This is a genomic window from Microbacterium sp. ISL-59, assembly GCF_018613945.1.
Taxonomy (GTDB): domain Bacteria; phylum Actinomycetota; class Actinomycetes; order Actinomycetales; family Microbacteriaceae; genus Microbacterium; species Microbacterium oxydans_B.
On sequence record NZ_JAGGPG010000002.1, the window covers coordinates 174,376 to 197,224 of the forward strand.

28 protein-coding genes are annotated in these 22,849 nt (G+C 70.6%); 18 read left to right on the forward strand and 10 right to left on the reverse strand.

The genetic code is table 11. From position 1 onward, the window contains the following. Positions 1–6: 6 nt before the first annotated feature. From J7E45_RS04960 to flgN, 10 genes are all read right to left on the reverse strand, one after another. A complete protein-coding gene (locus J7E45_RS04960) occupies positions 7–1,203 on the reverse strand; it encodes a hypothetical protein (protein ID WP_215067577.1) in 1,197 nt (398 codons plus the stop codon). Further along, entirely contained in the window at positions 1,187–2,311 is a 1,125-nt protein-coding gene (locus J7E45_RS04965; protein WP_215067579.1) for a hypothetical protein, read from the reverse strand. The genes J7E45_RS04960 and J7E45_RS04965 overlap by 17 nt, the downstream gene beginning before the upstream one ends. A gap of 4 nt (positions 2,312–2,315) precedes the next feature. Beyond that, complete coding sequence (locus tag J7E45_RS04970; RefSeq protein ID WP_167634805.1) at positions 2,316–2,804, reverse strand: hypothetical protein; 489 nt, start codon at positions 2,802–2,804, stop codon at positions 2,316–2,318. Continuing rightward, the gene (gene tsaD, locus J7E45_RS04975) at positions 2,801–3,868 is read right to left on the reverse strand and encodes a tRNA (adenosine(37)-N6)-threonylcarbamoyltransferase complex transferase subunit TsaD (RefSeq protein ID WP_215067581.1); all 1,068 of its coding nucleotides are present in this window, start codon (positions 3,866–3,868) and stop codon (positions 2,801–2,803) included. Before tsaD ends, J7E45_RS04970 begins: the two co-directional genes overlap by 4 nt. Next, positions 3,865–4,353 (reverse strand): ribosomal protein S18-alanine N-acetyltransferase, encoded by a 489-nt coding sequence (gene rimI / locus J7E45_RS04980; protein ID WP_215067583.1) that lies wholly within the window; start codon positions 4,351–4,353, stop codon positions 3,865–3,867. The genes tsaD and rimI overlap by 4 nt, the downstream gene beginning before the upstream one ends. Then, the gene (tsaB, locus tag J7E45_RS04985; protein WP_215067585.1) at positions 4,350–4,967 is read right to left on the reverse strand and encodes a tRNA (adenosine(37)-N6)-threonylcarbamoyltransferase complex dimerization subunit type 1 TsaB; all 618 of its coding nucleotides are present in this window, start codon (positions 4,965–4,967) and stop codon (positions 4,350–4,352) included. The genes rimI and tsaB overlap by 4 nt, the downstream gene beginning before the upstream one ends. A gap of 67 nt (positions 4,968–5,034) precedes the next feature. Beyond that, complete coding sequence (locus tag J7E45_RS04990) at positions 5,035–5,406, reverse strand: flagellar assembly protein FliW (RefSeq protein WP_215067587.1); 372 nt, start codon at positions 5,404–5,406, stop codon at positions 5,035–5,037. Then, positions 5,403–6,284 carry a flagellar hook-associated protein FlgL gene (gene flgL, locus J7E45_RS04995; RefSeq protein WP_029262232.1) on the reverse strand — a complete coding sequence of 294 codons (882 nt, stop codon included), beginning with the start codon at positions 6,282–6,284 and terminating at the stop codon, positions 5,403–5,405. Before flgL ends, J7E45_RS04990 begins: the two co-directional genes overlap by 4 nt. A 12-nt stretch (positions 6,285–6,296) precedes the next feature. Then, complete coding sequence (gene flgK / locus J7E45_RS05000; RefSeq protein ID WP_215067589.1) at positions 6,297–7,706, reverse strand: flagellar hook-associated protein FlgK; 1,410 nt, start codon at positions 7,704–7,706, stop codon at positions 6,297–6,299. Between the two features lie 13 nt (positions 7,707–7,719). Beyond that, positions 7,720–8,202: a flagellar export chaperone FlgN gene (gene flgN / locus J7E45_RS05005; protein ID WP_029262230.1), complete on the reverse strand. Its 483-nt coding sequence runs from the start codon at positions 8,200–8,202 to the stop codon at positions 7,720–7,722. A gap of 196 nt (positions 8,203–8,398) precedes the next feature. On the opposite strand from flgN, the gene J7E45_RS05010 reads away from it, so the two are divergent. The 18 genes from J7E45_RS05010 (at position 8,399) to J7E45_RS05095 (ending at position 22,704) form a co-directional block, all read left to right on the forward strand. After that, positions 8,399–9,199 carry a sigma-70 family RNA polymerase sigma factor gene (locus J7E45_RS05010; protein WP_215067591.1) on the forward strand — a complete coding sequence of 267 codons (801 nt, stop codon included), beginning with the start codon at positions 8,399–8,401 and terminating at the stop codon, positions 9,197–9,199. Positions 9,200–9,310: 111 nt separating this feature from the next. Then, positions 9,311–9,940, forward strand: a complete 630-nt coding sequence (locus tag J7E45_RS05015; protein ID WP_215067593.1) for a hypothetical protein — start codon at positions 9,311–9,313, stop codon at positions 9,938–9,940. After that, positions 9,937–10,434, forward strand: a complete 498-nt coding sequence (locus J7E45_RS05020; RefSeq protein WP_215067596.1) for an RNA polymerase sigma factor — start codon at positions 9,937–9,939, stop codon at positions 10,432–10,434. Before J7E45_RS05015 ends, J7E45_RS05020 begins: the two co-directional genes overlap by 4 nt. A 105-nt stretch (positions 10,435–10,539) precedes the next feature. Further along, positions 10,540–11,370, forward strand: a complete 831-nt coding sequence (locus J7E45_RS05025) for a flagellin (protein WP_215067598.1) — start codon at positions 10,540–10,542, stop codon at positions 11,368–11,370. A gap of 75 nt (positions 11,371–11,445) precedes the next feature. Beyond that, the gene (fliD, locus tag J7E45_RS05030) at positions 11,446–12,828 is read left to right on the forward strand and encodes a flagellar filament capping protein FliD (protein ID WP_215067600.1); all 1,383 of its coding nucleotides are present in this window, start codon (positions 11,446–11,448) and stop codon (positions 12,826–12,828) included. Between the two features lie 2 nt (positions 12,829–12,830). Then, positions 12,831–13,217, forward strand: coding sequence for a flagellar export chaperone FliS (fliS, locus tag J7E45_RS05035; RefSeq protein WP_029262226.1), 387 nt, complete (start codon positions 12,831–12,833; stop codon positions 13,215–13,217). Further along, positions 13,214–13,537, forward strand: coding sequence for a hypothetical protein (locus J7E45_RS05040; RefSeq protein WP_215067602.1), 324 nt, complete (start codon positions 13,214–13,216; stop codon positions 13,535–13,537). The genes fliS and J7E45_RS05040 overlap by 4 nt, the downstream gene beginning before the upstream one ends. Before the next feature lie 109 nt (positions 13,538–13,646). Continuing rightward, positions 13,647–13,988, forward strand: coding sequence for a flagellar basal body protein (locus J7E45_RS05045; protein ID WP_029262224.1), 342 nt, complete (start codon positions 13,647–13,649; stop codon positions 13,986–13,988). Next, positions 13,985–14,377 carry a flagellar basal body rod protein FlgC gene (locus J7E45_RS05050; RefSeq protein WP_105711629.1) on the forward strand — a complete coding sequence of 131 codons (393 nt, stop codon included), beginning with the start codon at positions 13,985–13,987 and terminating at the stop codon, positions 14,375–14,377. The genes J7E45_RS05045 and J7E45_RS05050 overlap by 4 nt, the downstream gene beginning before the upstream one ends. Beyond that, positions 14,377–14,679, forward strand: coding sequence for a flagellar hook-basal body complex protein FliE (gene fliE, locus J7E45_RS05055; protein ID WP_215067604.1), 303 nt, complete (start codon positions 14,377–14,379; stop codon positions 14,677–14,679). Before J7E45_RS05050 ends, fliE begins: the two co-directional genes overlap by 1 nt. Beyond that, entirely contained in the window at positions 14,679–16,307 is a 1,629-nt protein-coding gene (gene fliF, locus J7E45_RS05060; protein WP_215067606.1) for a flagellar basal-body MS-ring/collar protein FliF, read from the forward strand. The genes fliE and fliF overlap by 1 nt, the downstream gene beginning before the upstream one ends. Beyond that, positions 16,304–17,308, forward strand: coding sequence for a flagellar motor switch protein FliG (fliG, locus tag J7E45_RS05065; RefSeq protein WP_091035019.1), 1,005 nt, complete (start codon positions 16,304–16,306; stop codon positions 17,306–17,308). The genes fliF and fliG overlap by 4 nt, the downstream gene beginning before the upstream one ends. Next, positions 17,298–17,903 carry a FliH/SctL family protein gene (locus J7E45_RS05070; RefSeq protein WP_215067608.1) on the forward strand — a complete coding sequence of 202 codons (606 nt, stop codon included), beginning with the start codon at positions 17,298–17,300 and terminating at the stop codon, positions 17,901–17,903. Before fliG ends, J7E45_RS05070 begins: the two co-directional genes overlap by 11 nt. Beyond that, positions 17,900–19,195, forward strand: a complete 1,296-nt coding sequence (locus J7E45_RS05075) for a FliI/YscN family ATPase (protein ID WP_091035024.1) — start codon at positions 17,900–17,902, stop codon at positions 19,193–19,195. Before J7E45_RS05070 ends, J7E45_RS05075 begins: the two co-directional genes overlap by 4 nt. Continuing rightward, entirely contained in the window at positions 19,192–19,614 is a 423-nt protein-coding gene (locus tag J7E45_RS05080) for a hypothetical protein (protein WP_091035027.1), read from the forward strand. Before J7E45_RS05075 ends, J7E45_RS05080 begins: the two co-directional genes overlap by 4 nt. Next, positions 19,611–21,062: a flagellar hook-length control protein FliK gene (locus tag J7E45_RS05085; RefSeq protein WP_215067610.1), complete on the forward strand. Its 1,452-nt coding sequence runs from the start codon at positions 19,611–19,613 to the stop codon at positions 21,060–21,062. Before J7E45_RS05080 ends, J7E45_RS05085 begins: the two co-directional genes overlap by 4 nt. Positions 21,063–21,077: 15 nt before the next feature. Further along, entirely contained in the window at positions 21,078–21,515 is a 438-nt protein-coding gene (locus tag J7E45_RS05090; RefSeq protein WP_215067612.1) for a flagellar hook assembly protein FlgD, read from the forward strand. A gap of 28 nt (positions 21,516–21,543) precedes the next feature. After that, the gene (locus tag J7E45_RS05095; protein WP_029261090.1) at positions 21,544–22,704 is read left to right on the forward strand and encodes a flagellar hook protein FlgE; all 1,161 of its coding nucleotides are present in this window, start codon (positions 21,544–21,546) and stop codon (positions 22,702–22,704) included. Positions 22,705–22,849 lie beyond the last annotated feature (145 nt).

Sequence of the window (22,849 nt, forward strand, 5' to 3'; positions counted from 1 at the left end):
CCGGGGTCAGCCGCCGTCGCTCGGGTCCTCGACCTCGATCTGCTCACCCGGCGAGACCTGGATCACGACGGGGTCGTTCTCGACGCCGGGCACCGCGGACTCGACGGAGACGGACAGGTACGGCGTCAGCTGGCCCGTGAACTGCAGGTCGAGCGCGGCGGTCGAGACCCGCGCGCCCGAGGGATCGACGGTCTCGAGTTTCACGGTGAGGCCCTCCGCGAATGCGGTCTCTGAGGGCTTGCACACCACGGGACCGGCGGCATCCACGATCAGGCATCGCTCCGTCGCTCCGGCATCCGACAGCCGATCCCCCAGCCACACCGGCGCGTTTCGGAAGGTACCCACCATCGAGAGGCCGAGCTCGAACCCCTCCGTGGTGAGCGATTCCGCTCGGTCGCGCACTTCTTCGGGGAACTGGGCCACGAGCGAATCGATCCCGCCCCATCGTTGGATCGCGACCAGCGGCTCCCCCGCCGTCGAGAGGAGCATCGTGGCGTGGATCGTGTCGGAACCCGTGTCTCCCGGGAGCGTCAGCGATGTGGACAAGCCACGCTCCGTCTCTTCCGCGGCGAGACAGTTGGTCTGCGACTGCACGCCGACGTCGAGGATCAGGCAGGCGTCCGATCCTTCGTCTTTCGTCGCGTACCAGACCAGTGCATCCTCGTCCTGCGCCACCGCGCGGATGGACCCGGGATCGAACGCCTCCGTGGCCAGCTCTCCCCGGCGCTGCTGCTGCTCCTGCGTCAACGGGATGCTCGCGGCCCGCGGTGCGAACAGTCCCCAGCCGACGCCGACCCCGATCGCGAGCAGGACGGCGGCCGTGGCGATCGACGTCACCATCGCCCGACGGCGCGTCACACCTCGAGCCGTCGTCGGCATCGGCGTCGACGTCGGCGATGCCTGCGAGTCCGGAGCGTCCTGTGGGTCTCTCCCGGCGGCAACGTCGGCGGCATCGGACACCGGGAGCGCTTCATCGACGAGCCCGATCACCCGTTCCGCCTGATCCTGTCTCGTCGGCCCGCCAGCGCTGCCGGATTCTCCGCCGGGCTCGATCCGCTCGGGTGGAACGACGGCAGAGCTCGAGCGATGCGAATCCTCGAGCGCGCGCAGACGCTGCGATTCCGCCTCGGTCAGCAGTCCACTCCGGCCATAGGCCTTTCGCTGCAGGACCCGAAGCTCTTCGGCCTCAGTCCCCGACGGCACCCGAGGCATCTCCCTCCCGGGTGATGGTCAGATACCCGGGCCCCCGGTTCGACATCATCTCGAGGGACGTCACTGCTCCGGTCTCGGCGTCCACGACGTTGAGCACGAGGCCCGAGGCCTGCTCCTGCATGGTCTCCGGGTCGGCGCAGGCCATCGGGGCTTCATCCGTCGACCCGTCGTAGATGAGGCACTGGTTCTGCGACTCGGTCTGCACGGCGGTCCAGACCGGCACGTCGCGGTCGTAGCCGACCACCCAGAGCGAGCCGGCCTCGAAGCCGTTCTCCGACAGCCGGGCCGCCGTCTCCGATTCCGCCTCGTTCGCGTAGGTGATGCCGCTCTCGCTCGTGTTGTAGTCGTAGGCGCTCACCGCGACTGCGGGTTCGCCCGACGCGGTGAAGAGCATCTGCGCGCTGACCTCGCGCTGCAGGTCCCCTTTGCCCTTGACCGAGATCGAGCCGTACATGCCGGTCGCGGCGATCATCTCGGTGCGTTCGCAGGTCGGAACCGTCGCCTCACCCGTGCCCAGGATCAGGCAGGTGCGCTCCTGGCCGCCCTTCGTCGCCGTCCAGATGACCACATCCTCCTCGACGCCGAGCGCGCGGATCGATCCGGGATCGTACACACCGGTCGCGACGAGATCGTTCTGCCATCCCTGCTGATCGGCGGTCAACTCCACCGCTGCGGCGCCGGATCGACCGAACGCGAGCCAGCCGATCCCCACTCCGATCGCGAGCACCACGACCGCCGCCAGGGCGACCGGGCGCCAGCGAGGACGCAGTGTGGAGAGCGCAGAGCGCCAGGACGACGATGCGGACGATGCTCCGTCCTCGACGTCTGCCGAGGGTTCGCCCGCCGGCACTCCGGCAGGGGCAGCATCGATTTCATCGGCGGCATCGTCGGCTCCCGCTGACTTCGCCGCAGACTCCGAATCCTCGACGGGTGGTCCGGCGACGACGCGCTCCGCGGATCCGCTCTCGGCGGCCGGTGCGACGCGGCGCTCCTCCAGCTCCCGAAGACGTTCGGCTTCGGCCTCCGTGAGCGCGGAATCACGACCGTACGCCCGCGCCTGCAGGGAACGCAGCTCCTCCGACTCCTCCGGCTCGAGCATCCGGTCAGCCGAGCTTCTCGAACTGCATGCCCGCCCAGACCAACCAGCCCAGGCTGTACACCGTGGCGCAGAGGCCGAGCACGAGCGCCCAGAGCGCGATCGCACGGCTCTCGAGCGGACGCCGCAGTGACATGATCGCGGCGATGACCGCGACCACCGCAACGGGGATCCCCCAACCGACGAAGAACGACGCTCCGAGGGCCACGATCGCGGCGAGCAGGGCCCAGGGCGCGAGCCGGGTGTCGTCGACGGGAATGGCGCCCGTCGTCGGCTCCCACTCCGCCTCGCCCGGGGCGTCGATGTCGGGTCCGCTCACCACCACCGGTTCGATGCCGACGGGGCCGGTGGGGAGTTTCGTGTACCCCTCGCGACGGGCACCGGGAAGCCGAGGCGCTGCCCCGGGATGCTGCTCGACCTCGTCGCTGGCGCGTTCGACGCGCGCCGGCGGCGTGGCGGGAGTCTTCGCATCGCGCGAGCCGGAGACGTCGCTCATGCGGGCACCGCCTCGTCGATCTGGATTTCGGTGACCGGAAGGGTGGAGTCCGCCCCGAACGCCAGAGTCGACGGGCGCCGGCCCGAGGAGATCAGCTCGGCGGCCAGCGCGGCGATCATCGCACCGTTGTCGGTGCACAGCGACAGCGGGGGGATCCGCACCGTGACGCCGGCCTCATCGGCACGCCGGAGCGCGACCTCGCGCAGCCGACGGTTCGCGATCACGCCGCCGCCCAGCAGCAGGCGCGGCACCCCGAGGTCGGCGCAGGCCGCGAGCGCCTTGGTCACCAGCACGTCGACGACCGCCTCGCGGAAGCTCGCGGCGACGTCGGCCACGGGTACCTCGACCCCGTCGGCCTCGCAGCGCTCGACCCACCGGGCCACCGCGGTCTTCAGCCCCGAGAACGAGAAGTCGTACCGATGCTTCGCCAGATCCGAGGCGCGGGAGAGACCGCGCGGGAACCGGATGGCGTTCGGGTCGCCGTCGGCCGCCGCCCGGTCGATCTCCGGGCCGCCGGGGTACGGCAGGGACAGGAGGCGGGCGACCTTGTCGAAGGCTTCGCCGGCGGCGTCGTCCATCGTCTCGCCGAGCAGCTCGACGTCGGTGGTGAGGTCGCGGACGTGCAGCAGCGAGGTGTGGCCACCGGAGACCAGCAGCGCGATGGTCGGGTACTCGAGCGGCGCGGAATCGGCGGTCAGGATGTCGGCGGCGATGTGTCCGACGAGGTGGTTGACGGCATACAGCGGCTTGTCGATCGCGACGGCCAGGCCCTTCGCCGCTCCCACTCCGACCATCAAGGCACCCGCGAGACCGGGGCCGCTCGTGACGGCGACCGCGTCGAGGTCGTCGAGACGCACGCCCGCTTCGGCGAGCGCCGCATCGATCGCGGGCTGCATCGCCTCGAGGTGCGCCCGCGCGGCGACCTCGGGCACGACGCCGCCGAATCGAGCGTGCTCGTCCATGCTCGACGCGATGGTGTTCGAGAGCAGGGTGCGCCCGCGGACGATGCCGATGCCCGTCTCGTCGCAGCTCGTCTCGATGCCGAGGACCAGAGGTTCGCTCATGCCTTCGCCTCCTCGGTCGTGCCGTGCGATGCCGGGTGGCGGCGCAGTTCCAGACGCATCACGATCGCGTCCACGTCGTCCGGCTGATAGTAGCGGGGGCGGCGCCCGATCTCCTCGAAGCCCTCCGCGAGGTACAAGCCCTCTGCGGCGGGGTTGTCGGCCCTGACCTCGAGGAACACCTCACGGGCGCCGCGCTCGGCCGCCGCGGCGAGCAGCCCGTGCAGGAGCGCGCGGCCTCGGCCCTGTCCGCGGTGCTCGGCGAGGAGCGCGATGGTCTGGATGTCGGCGTCGGCACTGCCACGCAGGGCACGCACGCCGCCGTAGCCGATGACCTGGTCGTCGTGCTCGTCGACCAGGTAGCGGCCGTGGATGCTCCCGAGCTCGGCGGCCATGGTCTCGCGGCTCCACGCGTCGGTCGGGAAGGAGCGCTCCTCGATCGCCATGATCGCGTCGAGGTCGTCCACGGTGGCGTCGCGGAGGGTCATGAGCCGACTTTCTTCGGCGCGCCGGGCACCGTCACGTCGGGGTGGCGCATGTACAGCGGCTCGTCGCCCGTGAGCGTGCGACCGGCGGCCAGGGCGCGTGCTCCGACGCGCGCCAGGTCCGGTGCCGACAGCGTGGCGACGTCGATGCGGCGGATGCCGTCGAGGTGCGCGTCGGCGTCGGCCGCCCGCACGAGGACGGTGTCGGCGATGACGCGCGGGATCCCGTCGGCATCTACCCCGTCGAAGACGGTGATCGCGACCTCACGGCGGCGGGCGTCGGTGACGATCGCGAACGGCTGCGACTCGGTCTCGAGTGCGGTGAGCGCGGCGGCGAGATGGCTGGGGACCGGGACGACCGGGATGCCGCGTCCGAGGGCGAAGGCGCGTGCCGCGGCGATGCCGATGCGGAGCCCGGTGAAGGGCCCCGGGCCCATGCCGGCGACGACATGCGTCACCTCGCCATCACCCGCATCGCTGAGCGCCTCGACGAGCAGGTCGCCGATCACCTCGGCGTGGCCCAGCGGGTCGATGGCGGCGGCCTCGGCGCGTCGCGCCCCGTCGGCATCGATGAGGGCGACAGCGGTGCCCAGGGAGGTGTCGACGGCAAGGATCACGTCTCCAGGGTAGCCGTGGTCGCGCTGTGAGAGCGGCCCGGAGTGCCCGCGGCCCGCGGCCCGCGCCTCAACCCAGCGGCGCGCGGAGCGGGTAGTCCTGATCCTCGAGGATCACCTGCGACGCGGCTCCCGTGGTGCGATTGACGATCACCGGCGCCATCAGGTTCACGCTCACGCCTTCGGTGGAGGGGTGGGCGACAACCAGGACCAGTGCGTCGTCGGCCGAGGCGAGCGCGAGGCTCTCGGCCTGCTCGTCGCTGAGGATCGGCGCATACTCGCCGAGCACGGTCCGGGGGTCGACGAGGTACAGGCGCAGATCCGCGTCGTCCACGGCTCGCATCGAGAACAGGCCGTCGGCACCGTCGACCGGTGCGAGAGCGAACTCGACGTGCGGCGCGAGTCCGGGAGGGGGCGTCAGGAAGCTGAGTGCCGCGGTCATCGCAGGAAGTCCATCAGCGAGGGCTGGAGAACGCGCGCGTTCACCGCGAGCGCGGAGCGGTACACGAGTTCCTGCGCCTGCAGACGCACGAGCACCTCGATCGAATCGACGTCCTCGACCGCTGTGCGGCGGGACTCGAGGGACACGGAATTCTGCACTGCCGCCTCCTTGGCGCGTTCGATCTGAGACTGGCGGGTTCCGACGGAACCCTGCACTCCGAGCATGGCGGTGCGTCGATCGTCGATCTCCGCGAGACGAGGACCGACGTTCGTTCCGGAACGGAGGTCGGCGACGATCTTGTCGACCAGGGCGAACACCGAGTCATCGCCGGTACCGAAGACCGCGGCGCCATCGGTGTCGACGCGGACCGATGCCGCATCCGAGACGCGACGGCTGACTTCGGAGCCCGCCACGCCGCTGTACGAGTAGTCCGCGGCGAACGCCGCCGTGTCCGAGGTGCCGGCGAACACCGAGCGACCGAGAAGTCGGGTGTTCGCCTGGGACAGGAGCTCCTTGCGGATGCCCTCGAGCTCGACGGCGAGCGCCTCTTTGGCGGTGGCATCCAGCGCACCGTCGTTCGCCCCCTGGGCGGTGAGGTCGCGGACCCGGCCCAGCAGCGACGTGCTCGCGGTGATCGCGACATCCGCCGCCGTGACCCAGGCGAGCCCGTCGTCGATGTTGCGCGCGTACTGGTCGTTGCGGCGCTGCTCCGCATGCAGGGCGAGGGCGGCGGCCGCGGCCGCCGGGTCTTCGGACGGAGTGGCGAAAGCCCGCTGCGACGTCGCCTGCTCCTGCAGACGCGCCAGCTCGGTGAGGTTGGACTGCAGCTGGCGCATCGCCGTCTGCGTCATGGATGACGATGTCACTCGAGAGATCACGATGCTCCTTTATCAGCGTCCGACGAGGCCGGTGCGGTTGATGAGGACGTCGAGCGCCTCGTCCACCGCCGTCATCACGCGGGCTGCGGCCTGGTAGGCGGTCTGGTAGGTGAGCAGGCTGATCGTCTCCTCGTCGCCGTCGACGGCGGCGACGGACTGCTGCGCCCCGACCGCGGCGACAGCCGCCGAATCGGAGACCTTCGCCCGCTGCACGTCGGCTGCCGTCGCCACGCCGAAGCGCGTGACGTGATCGGACCAGAGCGCGTCGGGCGAGGTGGCGCCGCGCCCGATCTGCGAGATCAGGTCGGCGTTGGTCGCATCCAGCGCACCGGCACCCGGTGCGGCGAGCGCCAGCTCGGACGGGGTCGTCACGGCGACCCGCAGTCCGAGCGCGGCCGACCCGGTGGTCGGAAGGGTGAAGAAGTCTCCACCCGGCTGCCCGGACGAGGTGACGCCTGCACGGTGCTGCGCGTTCAGTGCCCCGGCGAGGGCCGTCGCCACCGCGTCGTAGGTCGAGGCGAGCTGAGCGAGCATCCCGCCGTCGGCTGCCGGCGCGAGCACGGCGAGCGAGCCACCGAGCTCACCGCCGTCGATCGAGGCCGGGAGATCGGGGGCGGATGCCCACGAGACGGTGAAGCGCTGCCCCGCGTCGATCGTGGCCGGGCCGTTGAGGACGAGGTGGCGCGCATCGGAACCCGAGACCAGAGCGTTGCCGCCGACGCGGAGGGTCATCGACCCGTCGCTCTCGATCGTGGCCGCCGCCCCGGACATGCGGGCGATGTTCTGTGCGAGCACGCTCCGCTGGTCCATGAGCTCGTTCGCCGAGCGCCCGGAGGCGAGAGCGTCGCGGATCTCGCCGTTGAGCACCGCGATCTGGTCCGCAGCCGCGTTCACCTGCGTCACCGTGCGCTCGGCCGTCGCGCGCGCGTCGCTCCACTGGGTGGCCACGGTGCGGTAACCGCCGGCGATGTGGGAGGCGAGCTCCTTGGCGGATTCGAGGATGGTGGATGCCGCTGCACCGGAGTCCGGTGTGTTGGCGAGATCTTGCCACCCGGACCAGAACTTCGACAGCCGAGCCGCCAGTCCGTTCTCGGTGGGCTCGGCGAGCGAGGCCTCGATCGTGGTCGCGGCGACGGCGCGCGTGGACCAGAAGCCCGATGCGGCGAGCGAATCGCGGACGCGGGCGTCGAGCAGGGCATCGCCGAGACGGGCGACGCCGTCGATCGAGACGCCGTGTCCCGGCAGGGCGCCGACGCTGAATCGGCCGGTCTGGGCGATCGCGGCGATGGCCGAGGTCTGGACCCGCTGTCGCGTGTACCCCTCGGTCTTCTGGTTGGCGATGTTCTGCCCGACCACGTCCATGCCGCGTCGGGCGGCCGCGAGTCCGCTGGCCGCGGTGTTCAATCCGCTGAAGGTCGACATGATCCCCTTCCGGTCACATCTCGGTGTCGATGATGCGCGCTGCGTCGTCGCGTGCGCGGTCACCGTTCGTCGTGTATTCGCCCGTCTCGTGCCCCAGCGCGGCGAGCGTTTCCTGAGTGGCACGGAGCACGCCGCTGAGCTGCTCCGTGTTCGCGTCGCGCAGCTGCTCGACCTCGGCGGCGAGCTTCGTCAGCGCGCGCATGTGGTCGGCGAAGACCTCTTGCCACGCGCCCTCCGGCGCGTGTGCGACGAGTTCCCGGATCGTCGCACCCTCCGGAGCCCCCCATTCCTCGGCGACCGCGGCGACCTCGACGGTGCGCGCGAGTCCCGCGCCGCGCAGGCGATCGAGGACCTGATCGATCTCACGCGCGGCGAACTGGATCCACTGGGATCGTCCGGCCGCGAGCAGCAGCTGCTGTTCGTCTAGTTTGAAGAGCAGCATCTCGAGCAGTTCACGCTCGCGCCACAGCTGTATCGATAGTTCGTTGGCTCCCATGATCCCCTTTTCCCCAGTGATCGCCACGCCTGTTAACGCGGCCAAAGGTCACTATCGGCTGCCGCGCCCCTAAGGTTACTATGTGGAACGGCGGTGGGTAGTTCTCCCCATGTACAGATCACAAAAAGTGTGATAGGTGCATCTACTCGTCTCCTTGGAGCTTCCGGAGTGAATCCAGAGAGGTGGATCATCCCCCATGTCGTCGCGCGCTGAGCGCAATCTCCTTATCGAGAGCAACCTCCCCCTGGTCGGCTACCTCGCCTCTGAAACGCACAACCGAGCAACCCATATCCCCCGTGACGAGCTCGCGGCCGTCGGAGCGCTCGCGCTCGTGACCGCCGCCGATGCCTTCGACCCGTCGCTGGGCGTCCCCTTCGGCGCCTACGCGCGCCGCCGCATCCTCGGCGCGTTCGCCGATGAGATGCGTTCCATGGACTGGGCCTCCCGCGGCATCCGCAAACGCATCAAAGAGACGGTCGCCGTGCGCGAGACGCTCACCGCAGGACTCGGCCGGACGGCGACGGCGGCCGAGGTCGCCACCGCAATGGGCGTCGCGAAGGATGTCGTCCTCGAAGCCCTCGGCGATGCCGCCCGCACCGTCACCACGCTGGAAGACCCCGCCGCCCGCGATGTGACCGCCGACATCCTTCTGCCCGAGGAATCGGCGCTCGTCGGTGAGCGCCGCGAGGTGCTCGAGCAGGCCGTCGCCGCGCTGCCGGAGCGCATGCGCCGGATCGTGCAGGGCGTCTACTTCGAAGAACGCCCCGTCAAGGAGATCGCCGAAGAGCTCGGCGTGACCCATTCCGCCGTGTCGCAGCAGAGGTCGGAGGCCATCCGCCTGCTGCGCGACGCCCTGGACCGGTACTTCGCCGAAGGCGCCGCCCCCACCACGACGACCCGGGTGTCGGCCGGAGCACGGGACGCCTACTTCACGCGGATCGCCGATGCGGCCAGCGTGCGGATCGCCGGCGTCTTCCGCGAATCGGCCCCCGCCTAGCCCGACACCTCCGAAGGTCGCTCTCGCGATCGGAGAAAATCCGGGTAGTCGTCATCACCGGCGGTGCTGCCGGACATATCTCATGTAACGACCCTTCACGATGGGAGTGACATGGATACCCCAGACCCTCTGGACCTGCTTCTCGAGCGCTCGGCACCCGCGCCGTTGCGCATCGACGACGACCTCCGCCGCACGATGGACGAGGCTGCGCACACGGCTCGCGCGCAGACGTCGGCTGCGCAGCCGCGCGCCGCCCGACGAACACCGCGCCTCGTCGCGGGCTTCGGGCTGGCCGTCCTGTTGACCGGTGGCGCCGGTGCTGCCATTGCCGCGGGAGGCTTCGAGTGGTTGCCCTGGGCGCAGGAGCCCGATGCGGCCTACGTCTTCACGCTGCCGAGCGGCCGCGAATGCGAGCTGCGGGTCGTCGTCGAACAGACGGAGGACGTGGGCGACTGGAACGCGTTCGTCACCGACGTCGGACATCTCGCCGTCGAGAGCACCGCCGTCGAGCGGTGGGCGGATCGGATCCGGTCCGATCCCCACGCGATCATCCCGGTCTTGAACGACGACGGTCAGCGAGAGGACGCCGGGCCCGCTGCGGAGCCGTCTGAGGACGATGTGTACGCGACCGCTCATAACGTCGCGATGCGCGAAGCCGTGACCCAGCGGGCTGAGGAGGCCGGCGTCGTGTGGGGCTATGGCGGCGATGAGCAGCTGCAGTGCGAGGCAGTGACCCCGTGACCTCGATCAATCGCAAGAAACGGCTGCTGACCACGGTCCTGCGCGAATCGAACGGGGACCTCCTTCGGTTCCTGCACCGGCGCGTCGGGTCGGACGATGCGCCCGATCTGTTCGGAGAGACACTGCTGATCGCGTGGCGGCGCGTCGAGGATCTGCCCGACGACGCGACCGAGGCGCGGATGTGGCTGTTCGGGCTGGCCCGCGGCACGCTGTTGAACCACACGCGGGGCCAGCGCCGTCGCTTGGCCCTGGTCGATAAGGTGCGCGCCCACATGCCCGTGGCGGCGGCACCTCCGGCGGACGAGGGCGGTGAGGTCCGCGACGCCCTGGAGCGTCTGAAGCCGGAGCTCGCGGAGATCGTCCAGCTCGTCCACTGGGACGGGTTCACGCTCGGCCAGGCGGCCGACATCGTCGGCATTCCCGCGGCGACGGCGCGATCCCGATACGCCCGCGCCAAGGAGGATCTCCGAGTTGCACTGGGGGTCATCGCCTAGCGGCGCCACGCGCCCGGCTAACGCGCGCGCCGCCTCCGCCGATAGGTGTGTGCGGGAGACCACGGATGGTCTCTCGCACAATGAAATTCACGGAGGAGAACCCTTATGGGTATGCAGATCAACACCAACGTGTCGGCGCTCAACGCCTACCGCAACCTGTCCAACACCCAGAACGACGTGTCGAAGTCGCTCGAGAAGCTGTCGAGCGGTCTGCGGATCAACCGGGCAGCGGACGACGCCGCCGGCCTCGCGATCTCCGAGGGCCTGCGCTCGCAGGTCAACGGCCTGAACGTCGCGGCTCGCAACGCTCAGGACGGCATCTCGGTCATCCAGACCGCGGAAGGCGCCCTGACCGAGGTCCACTCGATCCTGCAGCGCGTTCGCGACCTGACCGCTCAGGGTGCGAACGACTCGAACAACGCGAAGTCGCGTGAGGCGATCCAGAAGGAGATCAACACCCTGGGTGACGAGCTCACCCGTGTCGCCGACAGCACGAACTTCAACGGCATCAAGCTGCTCTCGGGCGGCACGACGCTGACGTTCCAGGTCGGTGCGGGTGCGGTCGCCGCCGAGGACCAGATCTCGGTCGCCCTGACCGACTTCGACACCCTCGGTGCCGACATCAAGACGCTCGCGGCCACGATGACGGACGCAGCGACCTACGGTGCGGCGCTCGCGGGCATCGACACCCAGATTCAGGCGGTCTCGACCGCACGTGCCGGCTACGGTGCGCTGCAGAACCGCTTCGAGTCGACCATCAACAGCCTCAACGTGTCGGCAGAGAACCTCGCCGCCGCCGAGAGCCGTATCCGCGACACCGACATGGCGTCCGAGATGGTCAAGTTCACCTCGGCGAACATCCTGTCGCAGGCGGGCACGGCCATGCTGGCCCAGGCGAACCAGTCCAACCAGGGCGTTCTCCAGCTCCTGCGCTGAACCACGCCATAGGGTCCGGGCGACGGCTGCGATCGCCGCCCGGACCCCGTCCGCTCCCGACCTGCAAAGGCGAACATGTCTCTCTCGCTCGACGGCCTCGTCTCCGGCCTGAAGACCACAGAGGTCATCAAGGCCCTGATGGACGTGCAGGCCATCCCGCGCTCGCTACTCAAGGCGAAGATGGATGACAAGAACGGCATCGTCACCCAGCTGCAGACGCTGAACACCGCGATCCAGAACCTCGCGACCGCCGCCGGGAAGGCCGCGTCGCGCGACGGGCTGGCACGGTTCACGACATCGTCGTCGTCGAACACGGTCACGGTCGCGACCCGCACCGGCGCCGCCCCGGTCGCGGCGGAGATCGTCGTCGACAAGGTCGCCAAGAACCACACCATCGTCTCGGCCGCGTCGAACGGATGGCCCGTCGACCCGCCGGTGATCACCCTCGAGAACGCCCAGGGCGAGCGTCTGCAGATCGAAGCCGACGGTGCCTCGATGCAGGAAGTCGCCCAGGCCATCAACGAAGCGGGCTTCGGAGTCGTCGCGTCAGCAGTGCCCGCGGGCCGCGACGCCGACGGCAACCCCCTGCACCGCCTGCAGCTGCGCGCCGCAGACTCGGGCGAGGGCGGCCAGTTCCGCGCCTATCGCGGAGACGTCGCCGCGGTCGAGGCCGGCACCGCATCCGACATCGCCACCGAAGCGGGGGCCGCCGTGATCGCGGTGGGCGCCGACGCACAGTTGCGGCTGTGGGCGGGCACCAGCGCCGAACAGGTGCTGACCTCGTCGAGCAACACCTTCACCGATCTGTTCGACGGTGTCGACGTGACGGTGTCCGCAGCATCCGCCGACCCCGTCACGATCGGCGTGACGGTCGACACCGAGGCCCGCACCAAGGCCTCCGCGGAGTTCATCGCCGCGGTCAAAGACATCCTGACGCGTATCGACAACGGGTCGAAGGCCACCGTCGCCGCGAACCCGGGCGACAAGACCACCCTGGGCGTCTTCACGGGCGACAGCACGGTCCGCTCGCTGCGGACGGCGATTGCCGACGCCATCCAGCATCCGGTCGACGGCGTCTCCCCCTCGTCGATCGGCATCGAGACCGACATGTACGGCGTGCTCAGCTTCGACGAGGAGAAGTTTGCCGAAGCCCTCGCGAAAGACCCGGATGCGGTCGCCGGACTGTTCTCCGACGTCGCCTCGCGCGTGCAGGACACGGCGAAGGTGTACTCCGACAAGTACGACGGCCTGCTCACCTCCCGAATCACCGGCCAGGAGAGCGAGGTCAAGAGCCTCGGCGAGCAGATGGAGCGCTGGGACGTGCGCCTCGCCCAACGCAAGGCCAACCTCGAGCGCACCTACGCCCGCCTCGAGGTCATGCTCTCGCAGCTGCAGTCGCAGTCCACCTACCTGTCGTCGCAGATCGCCGCCCTGCCGACCTCGAGCTCGGGGAAGTGAGCATGAACGCCGCCCTGCGTGCGCAGCAGCGCTACCGTGACGATGCCGTGTTGTCGGCACCGCCCGAGCGTCTCGTGACGCTGCTGTACGACCGGCTGCTGCTCGACATCGAGCGCGGCGAGGCCGCCCAGCGGGCCGAGGACTGGACCGAGGCGAACGCCCAGCTGCAGCACGCGCAGGCCATCGTGTCGGAGCTGACCTCGTCGTTGACCGACGACTGGAACGGCAGCGCGGGCCTCCGCTCGGTGTACGTCTTCCTGTCGCAGACCCTGATCGGCGCCAACATCGGCCGCGATCCCGAGCGCACCCGGGCGTGCCACGGGATCGTCGCCCCGCTGCGGGATGCGTGGCACGAAGCCGCCAGGACCGTCGCGGAGACGCGCTCTTGAGCCCCGGCGACGAGTCCGACCGGGGGAACCCCGACGAGTGGACCGCGCTCCTGGATCGACTCGAGCTCGACGCCGACCGGATCCTCGCGGCCACCCCCGGAACCGCCGACACGGCCGTCATCGAACCGTGGACGCCGCCCTCCACTCCCCTGCCCGTGCATCTCGCCGATCGCGCCCGCCGGGTGGTCGAGCGTCAGCGCCTCGCGATGGAGCGCGCCCGCACCGATCTCGACGACCTCCGACAGCACCTCGGCGCCGTGGACCGGATCCCCGGAACGCGGCGTCCCGATGCGCCCGCATTCCTCGACGTCGACGGCTGAGACCGCTCCCTAACGTCGTGCGCGACCCTGCCGATAGAACAGGGAGAGCACGGATGGCTCGCAAGTCTCGGCCATGGATCGGCCACACCACCACACACGGGGAGCGGTCGTGTTCGATTCTGTGACCATCAACGCGCTGACGAGCGCGCTCGACGGCCTCGCGCTGCGCCAGCGGGCGATCGCCGACAACATCGCCAACATCAACACCCCCGACTATCACGCCAAGCGGGTGCGCTTCGAAGAGGCGCTCGCGGACTCGGTGCAGGCGGGTGACGGACGGGTCGGCTCGACGGTCGGCACCTCGCTCGAGCCGACGCGCCTGAACGGCAACAACGTCAACCTCGACACCGAGACCCTGTCCAGCGTCGACACGATGCTGCGCTACCAGTTCGCCACGCAGGCCGTGAACGGCTCGTTCGCGTCGATGCGCGCGGCGATGAGGACCTCATGACCTTCGACGCGATCGGCATCGCGAGCACCGGCCTGACCGTGCACCGCAAGTGGCTCGACGCCATCAGCGACAACATCGCGAACATCAACACCGTGACGGCGACCGACGGCGCCGCCTTCCGTGCGCGGTACATCACCGCCCAGACCAGCGACCAGTCGCCCGGTGTCTACGTCGCCGGCTCCGTGCAGGGCAGCGCCGAGGGGCGGCTCGTGCACCAGCCCGACCACCCGCTCGCCGACGCCGACGGCTACGTCCGTTACCCCGACATCGACCTCGGCGACCAGATGAGCCAGCTCATCCTCGCGCAGCGCGGCTACCAGGCCAGCGCCGCGATCGTGGACCGTGCCCGCAACGCCTACGAATCCGCCCTCCAGATCGGACGCAGCTGATGGATCCCCTCTCCGGCGTCGAGGGCATCTCCTCGGCGTTCACCCTCGCCCCGCCCACCGCTCCGACGAAAGCAGCGGACGACACCGCCTTCGCGAACAGCGTCACCGGTGCGATCGACGAGCTGCGCTCCCTGCAGTCAGAGTCCGACGCGCTCAAGGTCGCCGCCGTCACGGGTGACCTCGACGACATCCACTCGGCCATGATCGCCTCCTCGCGCGCATCGGTCACCCTGGAACTCGTCGCCGCCGTGCGCAACAAGGGCGTCGACGCGTTCAACGAGATCATGCGGATGCAAGCCTGATGCCGCAGGCCGTCACCAACGTCTTCCAGCGGATCGGACGCGTGATCGCGGGCTTCACGCTCGCGCAGCGCACCATCGCGATCATCGGCGTCGCCGTGCTCGCGCTCGGGATCGTCGCGCTCTCCAGCTGGCTGACCCGCCCGACCTACACCCCGCTGTTCTCGGGGATGAGCGCCTCCGATGCGAACGCCGTCGTCGAGCAGCTGCGTTCGTCGTCCGTCCCCTACGAACTCGCCGACGGCGGAGCCACCGTGCTCGTGCCGGAGAAGGACGTCTACGACCAGCGGCTCGCCGCCGCCTCCGCAGGTCTCCCCGGTGCGAGCTCCGGCGGATACTCGCTGCTCGACGACATGGGCGTGACCACTTCGGAGTTCCAGCAGTCCGTGACCTACAAGCGCGCCATCGAGGGTGAGCTCGCCGCGACCATCTCGTCGATCGAGGGCGTGACGGCGGCCTCTGTGCAGCTCGCCATCCCGGAGGAGAGCGTCTTCGTCTCGGAGACCGTCGACGCCACCGCATCGGTGTTCGTGGAGACATCGGGCAGTGCGTCGCTCACCTCGAAGCAGGTCGAGGCGATCGTGCACCTGACCTCCGCCGCCGTCAGCGGCATGAAGCCCGAGAACGTCGCCGTCGTGGACCAGAGTGGCCAGACCCTCTCGGCCGCCGGCGTCGGGGCGATCGGCGGCGTCGACCAGCAGGCCGGCGACTACGAGGCACGGGTGACCGCGAGCGTGCAGCAGATGCTCGACACCGTCGTCGGCCCCGGCAATGCGACCGTGACGGTGGTCGCCGAGATCGACCGCTCGGTCAACGAGCGCGTCGAAGAGACCTACACCCCGGCGGAGGGCGCGCCTCCGCTGACCGAGCAGTCTCGAACGGACACGCAGAACGGCTCGAGCTCGAACGCCGGCGTGCTCGGACCCGACAACATCGCGGTGCCGTCTGAGGGCGCGGACGGCACCTCCGAATCCACGGAGACGTCGAAGACCAACGCCGTCAACAAGAGCACCCAGAGCACCTCGACCCCCGCCGGCAACGTGCTGCGCCAGTCGGTCTCGGTCGCGGTCGACGCGGGTGCCGGTGGCGACCTGAGCACCGCGCAGCTGACCGAACTGGTCGAGACCGCCGCGGGGATCGACACCGCACGCGGCGACTCCATCGCGGTCGAACTCGTGTCGTTCAGCCAGACGGATGCCGAAGCCGCGCAGGCCGCCCTCCAGGCCGCCAAGGACGCCGAGGCCGCGGAACGTCAGTCGGTCCTGCTGAACACCGCGATCATCGCCGCAGCGATCGCACTGCCCCTGCTGCTCGCGGTCATCGCCGCCCTCGTGCGGATGCGGCGTCGCGCCAACTCGGCGACCGAGTTCGACCAGTTGTTCGGCGACCGGCCGGCTCCGCTGTCGGCGGCCCTCGGCCCCGGTGCGGCCACCGTCGCCATCGACCAGGCCGCCACGACCCCGCTGGCCTTCCTCGAGACGACGCCCGATCCCGAGCCGGAGCCCGACCCCGAGCCCGCGCAGGTGAGCCTCGAGCGCCGCCGCGCCGAGATCGACTCCCTCACGCGACAGGACCCGAAGCGCACGGCCGAGCTGCTGCGGACCCTCATCGACGACAGGCAGCACGTATGAGCGGGCTGACCGACCGGCAGACGGCGGCCGTCGTGCTGATGAACCTCGATCGCGCGCAGGCGATCGAGGTGATGAAGCATCTCTCGGAATCGGAGGCCGAGGCCGTCGCGGCCGAGATCATCGAGCTGCAGGACCTGGATGCCGCCACCACCGCTCAGGCGCTCGGACAGTTCCACCGGATCGCGACGGGACACCTGCCGCCCGCGCGCGGTGGCCGCGACCTCGCGGCCGGTCTGCTGGAAGCCTCGTTCGGTGCAGAGCGGGCCGCGGCCGTGCTCGGCAGGGTGGGTTCGACGTCGATGAACTCGTCGTTCGAGTTCCTCGGCTCCGCAGACCCGGCGCAGTTGGCGACGCTGCTCGACGGCGAGCTTCCGCAGACGGTCGCCCTCGTGCTCGCGCACCTGCCCACCGACCGGGCGGCGGCCGTGCTGGCAGCGCTCCCCGACCCGACCCGCACCGATGTCGCCCACGCGATCGCCACCATGGGCACCGCGTCGCAGGAGGCGATCGCGATCGTGGCCGACGCGTTGAAGACCCGCACCGGGAGCTTCGCGAGCCGCGACGCACCGGAGACCCTCGGCGGCGTCGAACCGCTCGTCGAGATCATCGCCCGCTCCGGAGCGACCGTCGAGAAGGCGCTGCTCGCGAGCATCGAGGACCGCGACAGCGCCCTCGCGGAAGACATCCGGTCGCGCATGTTCACCTTCGCCGACGTCGTCAAGCTCGACGACCGCGACACCCAGCGGGTGCTGCGCGGCATGGACATCCGCTCGCTCGCTCTCGCGCTGAAGGGCGCCAATCAGGGGATCGCCGACCTCATCCGCCGCAACGTCTCCGAACGCAACCGGGAGAACCTCGACGAGGAGGCACGGACGCTCGGCCCCGTGCGCGTCTCGCAGGTCGAGGAGGCCAGAGCCGAGATCGTGCGCACCATCCGCGCTCTCGAAGCGGCGGGCGATATCACGGTGCAGCGCACCGACGAGGACGAGTATGTCTACTGACGCGTTCGCTCCGGTGCTGTTCCCGCGTCTCGACGGACGCGGGGACGGCGCGGAGCATGCGCGCGCCCGGATGCGCGGCTACGCCGAAGGACACGCGGAGGGCTTCCGTGCCGGCCTCGCCGAGGCCGAGTCGGCACAACGGGTCGCGGCGGCGGAGCAGGCAGCCCGCGACGCGGCAGCAGCGCGCGAGGTGGAGACCGCGGTCTCGGCGCTGCAGGCCGCAGCCCGGTCACTGGGCGAGCGGGCGCGCGAACTCACCGGCGCCGCGGGCGATGAGGTGCTGCGCTGCGCGATCGAGCTGGCGGAGCTGATCCTGGCGGCCGAACTCTCGGATGCCGGTTCTTCGGCAGCGGCGGCCGCCCGGAGAGCACTCGCGGTCACCGACCCCGCCGATATCCGCGAGGTACGACTGAACCCCGACGACCTGCAGACGCTGCAGACCGCGGAGTCGGACCTGACCGCGTTCGCCCTCGTCGCCGACGACACGCTCGAGCGCGGCGATGCCGTCGCGACCCTGGCGCACGGACACATCGACGCCCGGATCGGCAGCGCCCTCGAGCGCGCCCGCCGCGCACTGGGCGAGGCCGGGTCGTGACGGCCTGGACCGCCGTCCGCGAGGCGGTTCGACCGGAACGAGTCGGCGTCGTCTCCCAGGTGCGCGGCCTGAGCGTGCAGGTGCGAGGGCTCGAAGGCGCCGTCGGCGATGTCGTGACGCTCGACGGGGTCGATGCCGAAGTCGTCGCGATCGGCGAGGGCGGTCTGCGGTGCATGCCCCTCGGCGCCGTCGCCGGGCTCACCGTCGGGGCGCCCGTGCGGGGTCGCGGTGGCCCGCTCCGTGTGCCGACCGGAAACGCGCTGCTCGGGCGGGTCCTGGACGGACTCGGTCGGCCGATCGACGGCAAAGGCCCGTTGACCGGCGCGATCTCGGTGAGCCTCGACCACGCTCCGCCCTCGATCATGGGGCGCGACCGGATCGACTCCCCTCTTCCGCTCGGGGTGCGCGCGCTCGACACGCTCGTCAGCGTGGGTCGCGGACAGCGCGTCGGGCTCTTCGCCGGCTCGGGAGTGGGCAAGTCGTCGCTGCTGTCGATGATCGCGCGCGGCACCGAGGCCGAGGTGACGGTGATCGCCCTCGTCGGCGAGCGCGGCCGTGAGGTGCGCGAGTTCATCGAAGACGACCTGGGGCCGGAGGGACTCGCTCGTTCGGTGGTCGTCGTCTCGACCTCCGATCAACCGGCGATGGCCCGCATCCGGGCCGCGTACACCGCCACCCGGATCGCCGAGGCCTTCCGTGACGAGGGCGCGCACGCCATCCTCATGATGGACTCGCTGACCCGCGTGGCGATGGCCCAGCGCGAGATCGGCCTCTCCGCGGGAGAGCCCCCGGCGACCCGCGGTTACCCGCCGTCGACGTTCTCGCTCCTCGCCGGCCTGCTCGAACGGGCCGGCACCGATCGACGCGGCTCGATCACCGGCATCTACACGGTGCTCGTCGACGGCGACGACCACAACGAGCCGATCGCCGACACCGTGCGCTCGATCCTCGACGGCCACGTCGTGCTCGATCGCGCGCTCGCGCTCTCGGGCCACCACCCGGCGATCGACGTGCTCGGCTCCGTCTCCCGCGTGGTGGGGAAGATCACCGCCCCCGGGCAGCGGGCGCACGCGGCGACGCTACGTGCGGTGCTCGCCGCGCGTCGCCGGGCCAACGACCTGATCGACATCGGCGCGTACCAGCCGGGTGCCGACGCCCGCATCGACGCCGCGATCGCCCACGAACGGGCGATCTCCGCCTTCCTCACCCAGTCGCTCGACGAGACGAGCGCGATCGACGAATCGTGGCGTCGACTCGACGAGCTCGTCTCCGGTTTCGGAGGAGTCTCATGACACGGTCGTTCTCCCTGGCGGGCCTGCTGCGTGTGCGCGAGATCCAGGAGCGCGCGGCGGCGCAGCGGCTCTCCCGCGCGGTGCTCGACGCCCGGCACACCGAGGCCCGCGATCGGTCCCTGCGCGCGCATCTCTCCGGCGCCGGGAGTGAAGCCGTGGACGTCCGCTCGCTCGCGGCACTCGCGGCCGCTCGTGTGGCCGGCCGGACGCTGCTCTCCGACCTGACGGTGCTGGCGGAACTGCAGGAGCAGACCGTCGACCAGGCCCGCGCGGAGCACTCGGAGGCACGACGAGCGATGCGCGGACTCGACCGTCTCGCCCAGGCGCACGCCGTGCGGGTGCGGGCGGCCGAGCTGCACGCCGAACAGGCGGAGCTCGACGAGATCGGATCGCGCACCGACACGGAGGGGCAGTCGTGACCGCGCTCGGCATCGTCGACATGCTCGACCCTCGCGCGTCGCGGCCGAGCGGTGCGTCGCCTTCGCGCGGCGTCACCCCGGGTGCCTCGGTCTTCGCCGACGTGATCCAGGATGCGGCGCGGGCGCAGCTCGCCGAAGACGCGCCTGCCGAAGGCGTCCCCACCGAGGGAGTGTCGTCGGGTTCCTCGACGGGAACCGAGACGACGGATGCGACCGCCGAATCCGCTGATCCGGTTGTTCCGGTGGCCGCATCGCCTCTCCCACCCCTCACGATCCCGAGCGGGTCGGGGACGGCGGCTCCCGTCGACGGAAGCACCGCGGGAGCGGCCCCCGACCTCGACGGGACCCCGCCACCGGTGGATGCCGCGGAAGACACCGGAGCGGCGGATGCCCCTGCGGAAGCCGCCGACGCCACCCCGATCGCGGCGTCCGGCGCTGTCGCCGCATCGGTCGATCCGGCACGCACCACCGCATCGACGGCAGCCCTGGCCGCCTCCTCCGTGCCGCCCGCCGCGACCGGCGCATCGTCGCCGCGCGCCTCGACCGGGCCCGCCGCCGTCGGTGCGGCATCGGCTCCTGTCGGCAGCGACGGTATCGGCGGCGCATCCGGTGCGACCAGCACGACGGCGGATGCTCCCGCCGATGTGACTCTCCGCCTTGTGCCCGTCGCCGCCGGGCCGCACGGTGCCGTCGCCGCGGCGGCCTCGACGGAACCGGCACCGGGGACGAACGCCGACCCGGCACTCTTGGCCGGGGCAGCCACTGCCGCCGACACGGCACCCGACGCCGCGCCGTCCCCTGCAGGCTCGACTCCGGTCGCCACTGCCCCCGCCGCATCGGCACCCGCGACCGCGGATGCCACCGGCTCGACGGCCGCCGTCACGGCACCGGCATCCGCCTCACCGCCCCCGATCGCCCCGGCCACGCCTGCCGCCGCCGCCGTCGCCCGCCCGGTACTGCTCCCCCAGATCACAGCGCCCGTCGTCTCCCTCGCCCAGGCCGCAGACGGCGATCACAGCCTCACGCTGACCGTGTCGCCGGAGAACCTCGGCCCGGTGACCGTGCGCGCGCACATCTCCGGCGGGGCCATCCACATCGAGCTGCACGCCCCGAACGACCTCGGACGCGAGGCGCTGCGGGCAGTGCTCGCCGACCTGCGGCGGGATCTCGCCGCAGCGGCTCCGCACGCCTCGCTGATGCTGTCGACCTCGGACGACGGCCCGGGCTCGTCGAATCCGCAGACATCACCGAACGGCGGCGGCTCCGCGAACGGCAACGCGACGAACGGCAATGCGGCGAGCGCGGGCGGCGGCCAGGCCCGCGGCGACGCACCCGCCGACCGGAATGCCGGCGCGCGGCCGAACCCGGTCGTCGTCCCCACCGCACCGGACGGCGCACCGTCCGGCCCCCTCGACTCGCCGCTCGGCGGCATCGATGTCTTCGCCTGATCCGAGAGGAACCCCATGACCACGGTCGACCCCATCACCGGCACCATCCCGCCCACCGGCGTGCAGACCGGCAGCACCACGCCCCCGATCGAACGCAAGAAGACGCTCGACTCGGAGGTGTTCCTGAAACTGCTCGTGACGCAGTTGACCAACCAGGACCCCAGCTCTCCGATGAACACGAACGAGATGATCTCGCAGACCACGCAGCTCGCGTCCATGGAGCAGCTGACCGCGCTGTCGGCCACCTCGACCGAGAGCTTCGCGCTCAGCATGCGGCAGACCGCCGCCGCGCTCATCGGCCACGAAGCCCAGTACGTCGATGCCGACGGTGTCACGCAGAAGGGCATCGTCACCTCGGTCTCCTATGCGGGCGCCGTGCCGCTCGTGACCATCGGCGAAGCATCCATCCCCCTCGACGCCGTCTCCGGCGTCTCCCTCGTCCCCAAATCCTGATCAGCCCCGCACCCAGAAAGGCACCACCATGCTCCGCTCCCTCTTCGCCGGAATCTCGGGCCTGCGCTCGCACCAGACCATGCTCGACGTCACGGGCAACAACATCGCCAACGTCAACACGACCGGCTTCAAGGCCTCGGCCGTGCAGTTCCAGGATTCGCTGTCGCAGCTGCTGCGCAACTCGATGATGCCGCAGACGAACCTCGGCGGTCAGAACCCCGCCCAGGTCGGTCTCGGTGTGCAGGTCGCCGGCATCAGCACCAACTTCGCGTCGGGGGCACCGCAGCCCACCGGCGTCCCCACCGACCTCATGATCGCCGGCGACGGCTTCTTCGTGGTGCGCTCCGGCGGCGAGACGCTGTACACCCGCAACGGCGGCTTCTCGTTCGATGCGAGCGGCAAGCTGGTCTCGGCCGACGGTGCGCTCGTGCAGGGCTGGACCGCGCGCGGTGGAGCCATCGTCCCCGGTCAGGGCATCGGCGACATCACGCTCCCCGTTGGCGCTCTGAGCCCGGCCGCCGCGACGACCACCGCCCGGGTGACCGGCAACCTGCCTTCGGGCGCGGCCGTCGGCGACACACTCGTGCGCGACATCAAGACCTACGACGCGCAGGGCACGGAGACCTCGATGCGTCTCACCTTCACCCGCACGACCGCCGGCTGGGACGTCACCGACGCTGCCGGCGCGCGCACCCCGCTGGCCTTCACCGACGGCAAGCAGGCCGGCGCCTCGTCGATCGTGTCCGGCGGCATCACGGTCGACCTCTCGGCGGTCACCGGCTTCGCCGACGTCAGCGACATCGCTATCAAGGAGCAGAACGGCAAGCCGGCCGGCACCCTGAGCTCCTACGCCTTGACCAACGACGGCAGCCTCGTGGGCACGTTCAGCAACGGCGACACGGAAGTTCTCGCGCGCATCGCACTGGCCGGCTTCGTGAACCCCGGCGGGCTCGAGAAGACCGGGTCCTCGCAGTTCCGTCCCAGCGGCAACTCCGGCCAGCCGACGCTCGGCGAGGCCGGGACCGACGGCCTGGGCGGCATCATCAGCGGCGCCCTCGAGATGTCGAACGTCGACCTCTCGCAGGAGTTCACCAACCTGATCGTCGCGCAGCGCGGCTTCCAGGCGAACGCCCGCATCATCACCACGAGCGACGAAGTGCTGCAGGAGCTCACGAACCTCAAGCGCTGAGTCACGGCCGCTCGCTGCTTCCCCGGGAGGGTTCTCCGCGTGATCGCGGGGAGCCCTCCCGGTCTGCGTTCCGGCACTCAACTCAGACGTCGCACCCGAAACTAAGGGTTAGCACCCTTAACCACGAGTAACGGAGCGACTACTC

Excerpts from the sequence above, each read along its gene's own strand:
- J7E45_RS04965 (WP_215067579.1), bottom strand. The coding sequence starts at position 2,311 with ATGCTCGAGCCGGAGGAGTCGGAGGAGCTGCGTTCCCTGCAGGCGCGG.
- J7E45_RS04970 (WP_167634805.1), bottom strand. The coding sequence starts at position 2,804 with ATGAGCGACGTCTCCGGCTCGCGCGATGCGAAGACTCCCGCCACGCCG.
- tsaD (WP_215067581.1), bottom strand. The coding sequence starts at position 3,868 with ATGAGCGAACCTCTGGTCCTCGGCATCGAGACGAGCTGCGACGAGACG.
- rimI (WP_215067583.1), bottom strand. The coding sequence starts at position 4,353 with ATGACCCTCCGCGACGCCACCGTGGACGACCTCGACGCGATCATGGCG.
- J7E45_RS04990 (WP_215067587.1), bottom strand. The coding sequence starts at position 5,406 with ATGACCGCGGCACTCAGCTTCCTGACGCCCCCTCCCGGACTCGCGCCG.
- flgK (WP_215067589.1), bottom strand. The coding sequence starts at position 7,706 with ATGTCGACCTTCAGCGGATTGAACACCGCGGCCAGCGGACTCGCGGCC.
- flgN (WP_029262230.1), bottom strand. The coding sequence starts at position 8,202 with ATGGGAGCCAACGAACTATCGATACAGCTGTGGCGCGAGCGTGAACTG.
- J7E45_RS05010 (WP_215067591.1), top strand. The coding sequence starts at position 8,399 with ATGTCGTCGCGCGCTGAGCGCAATCTCCTTATCGAGAGCAACCTCCCC.
- J7E45_RS05015 (WP_215067593.1), top strand. The coding sequence starts at position 9,311 with ATGGATACCCCAGACCCTCTGGACCTGCTTCTCGAGCGCTCGGCACCC.
- J7E45_RS05025 (WP_215067598.1), top strand. The coding sequence starts at position 10,540 with ATGGGTATGCAGATCAACACCAACGTGTCGGCGCTCAACGCCTACCGC.
- fliD (WP_215067600.1), top strand. The coding sequence starts at position 11,446 with ATGTCTCTCTCGCTCGACGGCCTCGTCTCCGGCCTGAAGACCACAGAG.
- fliS (WP_029262226.1), top strand. The coding sequence starts at position 12,831 with ATGAACGCCGCCCTGCGTGCGCAGCAGCGCTACCGTGACGATGCCGTG.
- J7E45_RS05050 (WP_105711629.1), top strand. The coding sequence starts at position 13,985 with ATGACCTTCGACGCGATCGGCATCGCGAGCACCGGCCTGACCGTGCAC.
- fliE (WP_215067604.1), top strand. The coding sequence starts at position 14,377 with ATGGATCCCCTCTCCGGCGTCGAGGGCATCTCCTCGGCGTTCACCCTC.
- fliF (WP_215067606.1), top strand. The coding sequence starts at position 14,679 with ATGCCGCAGGCCGTCACCAACGTCTTCCAGCGGATCGGACGCGTGATC.
- fliG (WP_091035019.1), top strand. The coding sequence starts at position 16,304 with ATGAGCGGGCTGACCGACCGGCAGACGGCGGCCGTCGTGCTGATGAAC.
- J7E45_RS05070 (WP_215067608.1), top strand. The coding sequence starts at position 17,298 with ATGTCTACTGACGCGTTCGCTCCGGTGCTGTTCCCGCGTCTCGACGGA.
- J7E45_RS05080 (WP_091035027.1), top strand. The coding sequence starts at position 19,192 with ATGACACGGTCGTTCTCCCTGGCGGGCCTGCTGCGTGTGCGCGAGATC.
- J7E45_RS05090 (WP_215067612.1), top strand. The coding sequence starts at position 21,078 with ATGACCACGGTCGACCCCATCACCGGCACCATCCCGCCCACCGGCGTG.
- J7E45_RS05095 (WP_029261090.1), top strand. The coding sequence starts at position 21,544 with ATGCTCCGCTCCCTCTTCGCCGGAATCTCGGGCCTGCGCTCGCACCAG.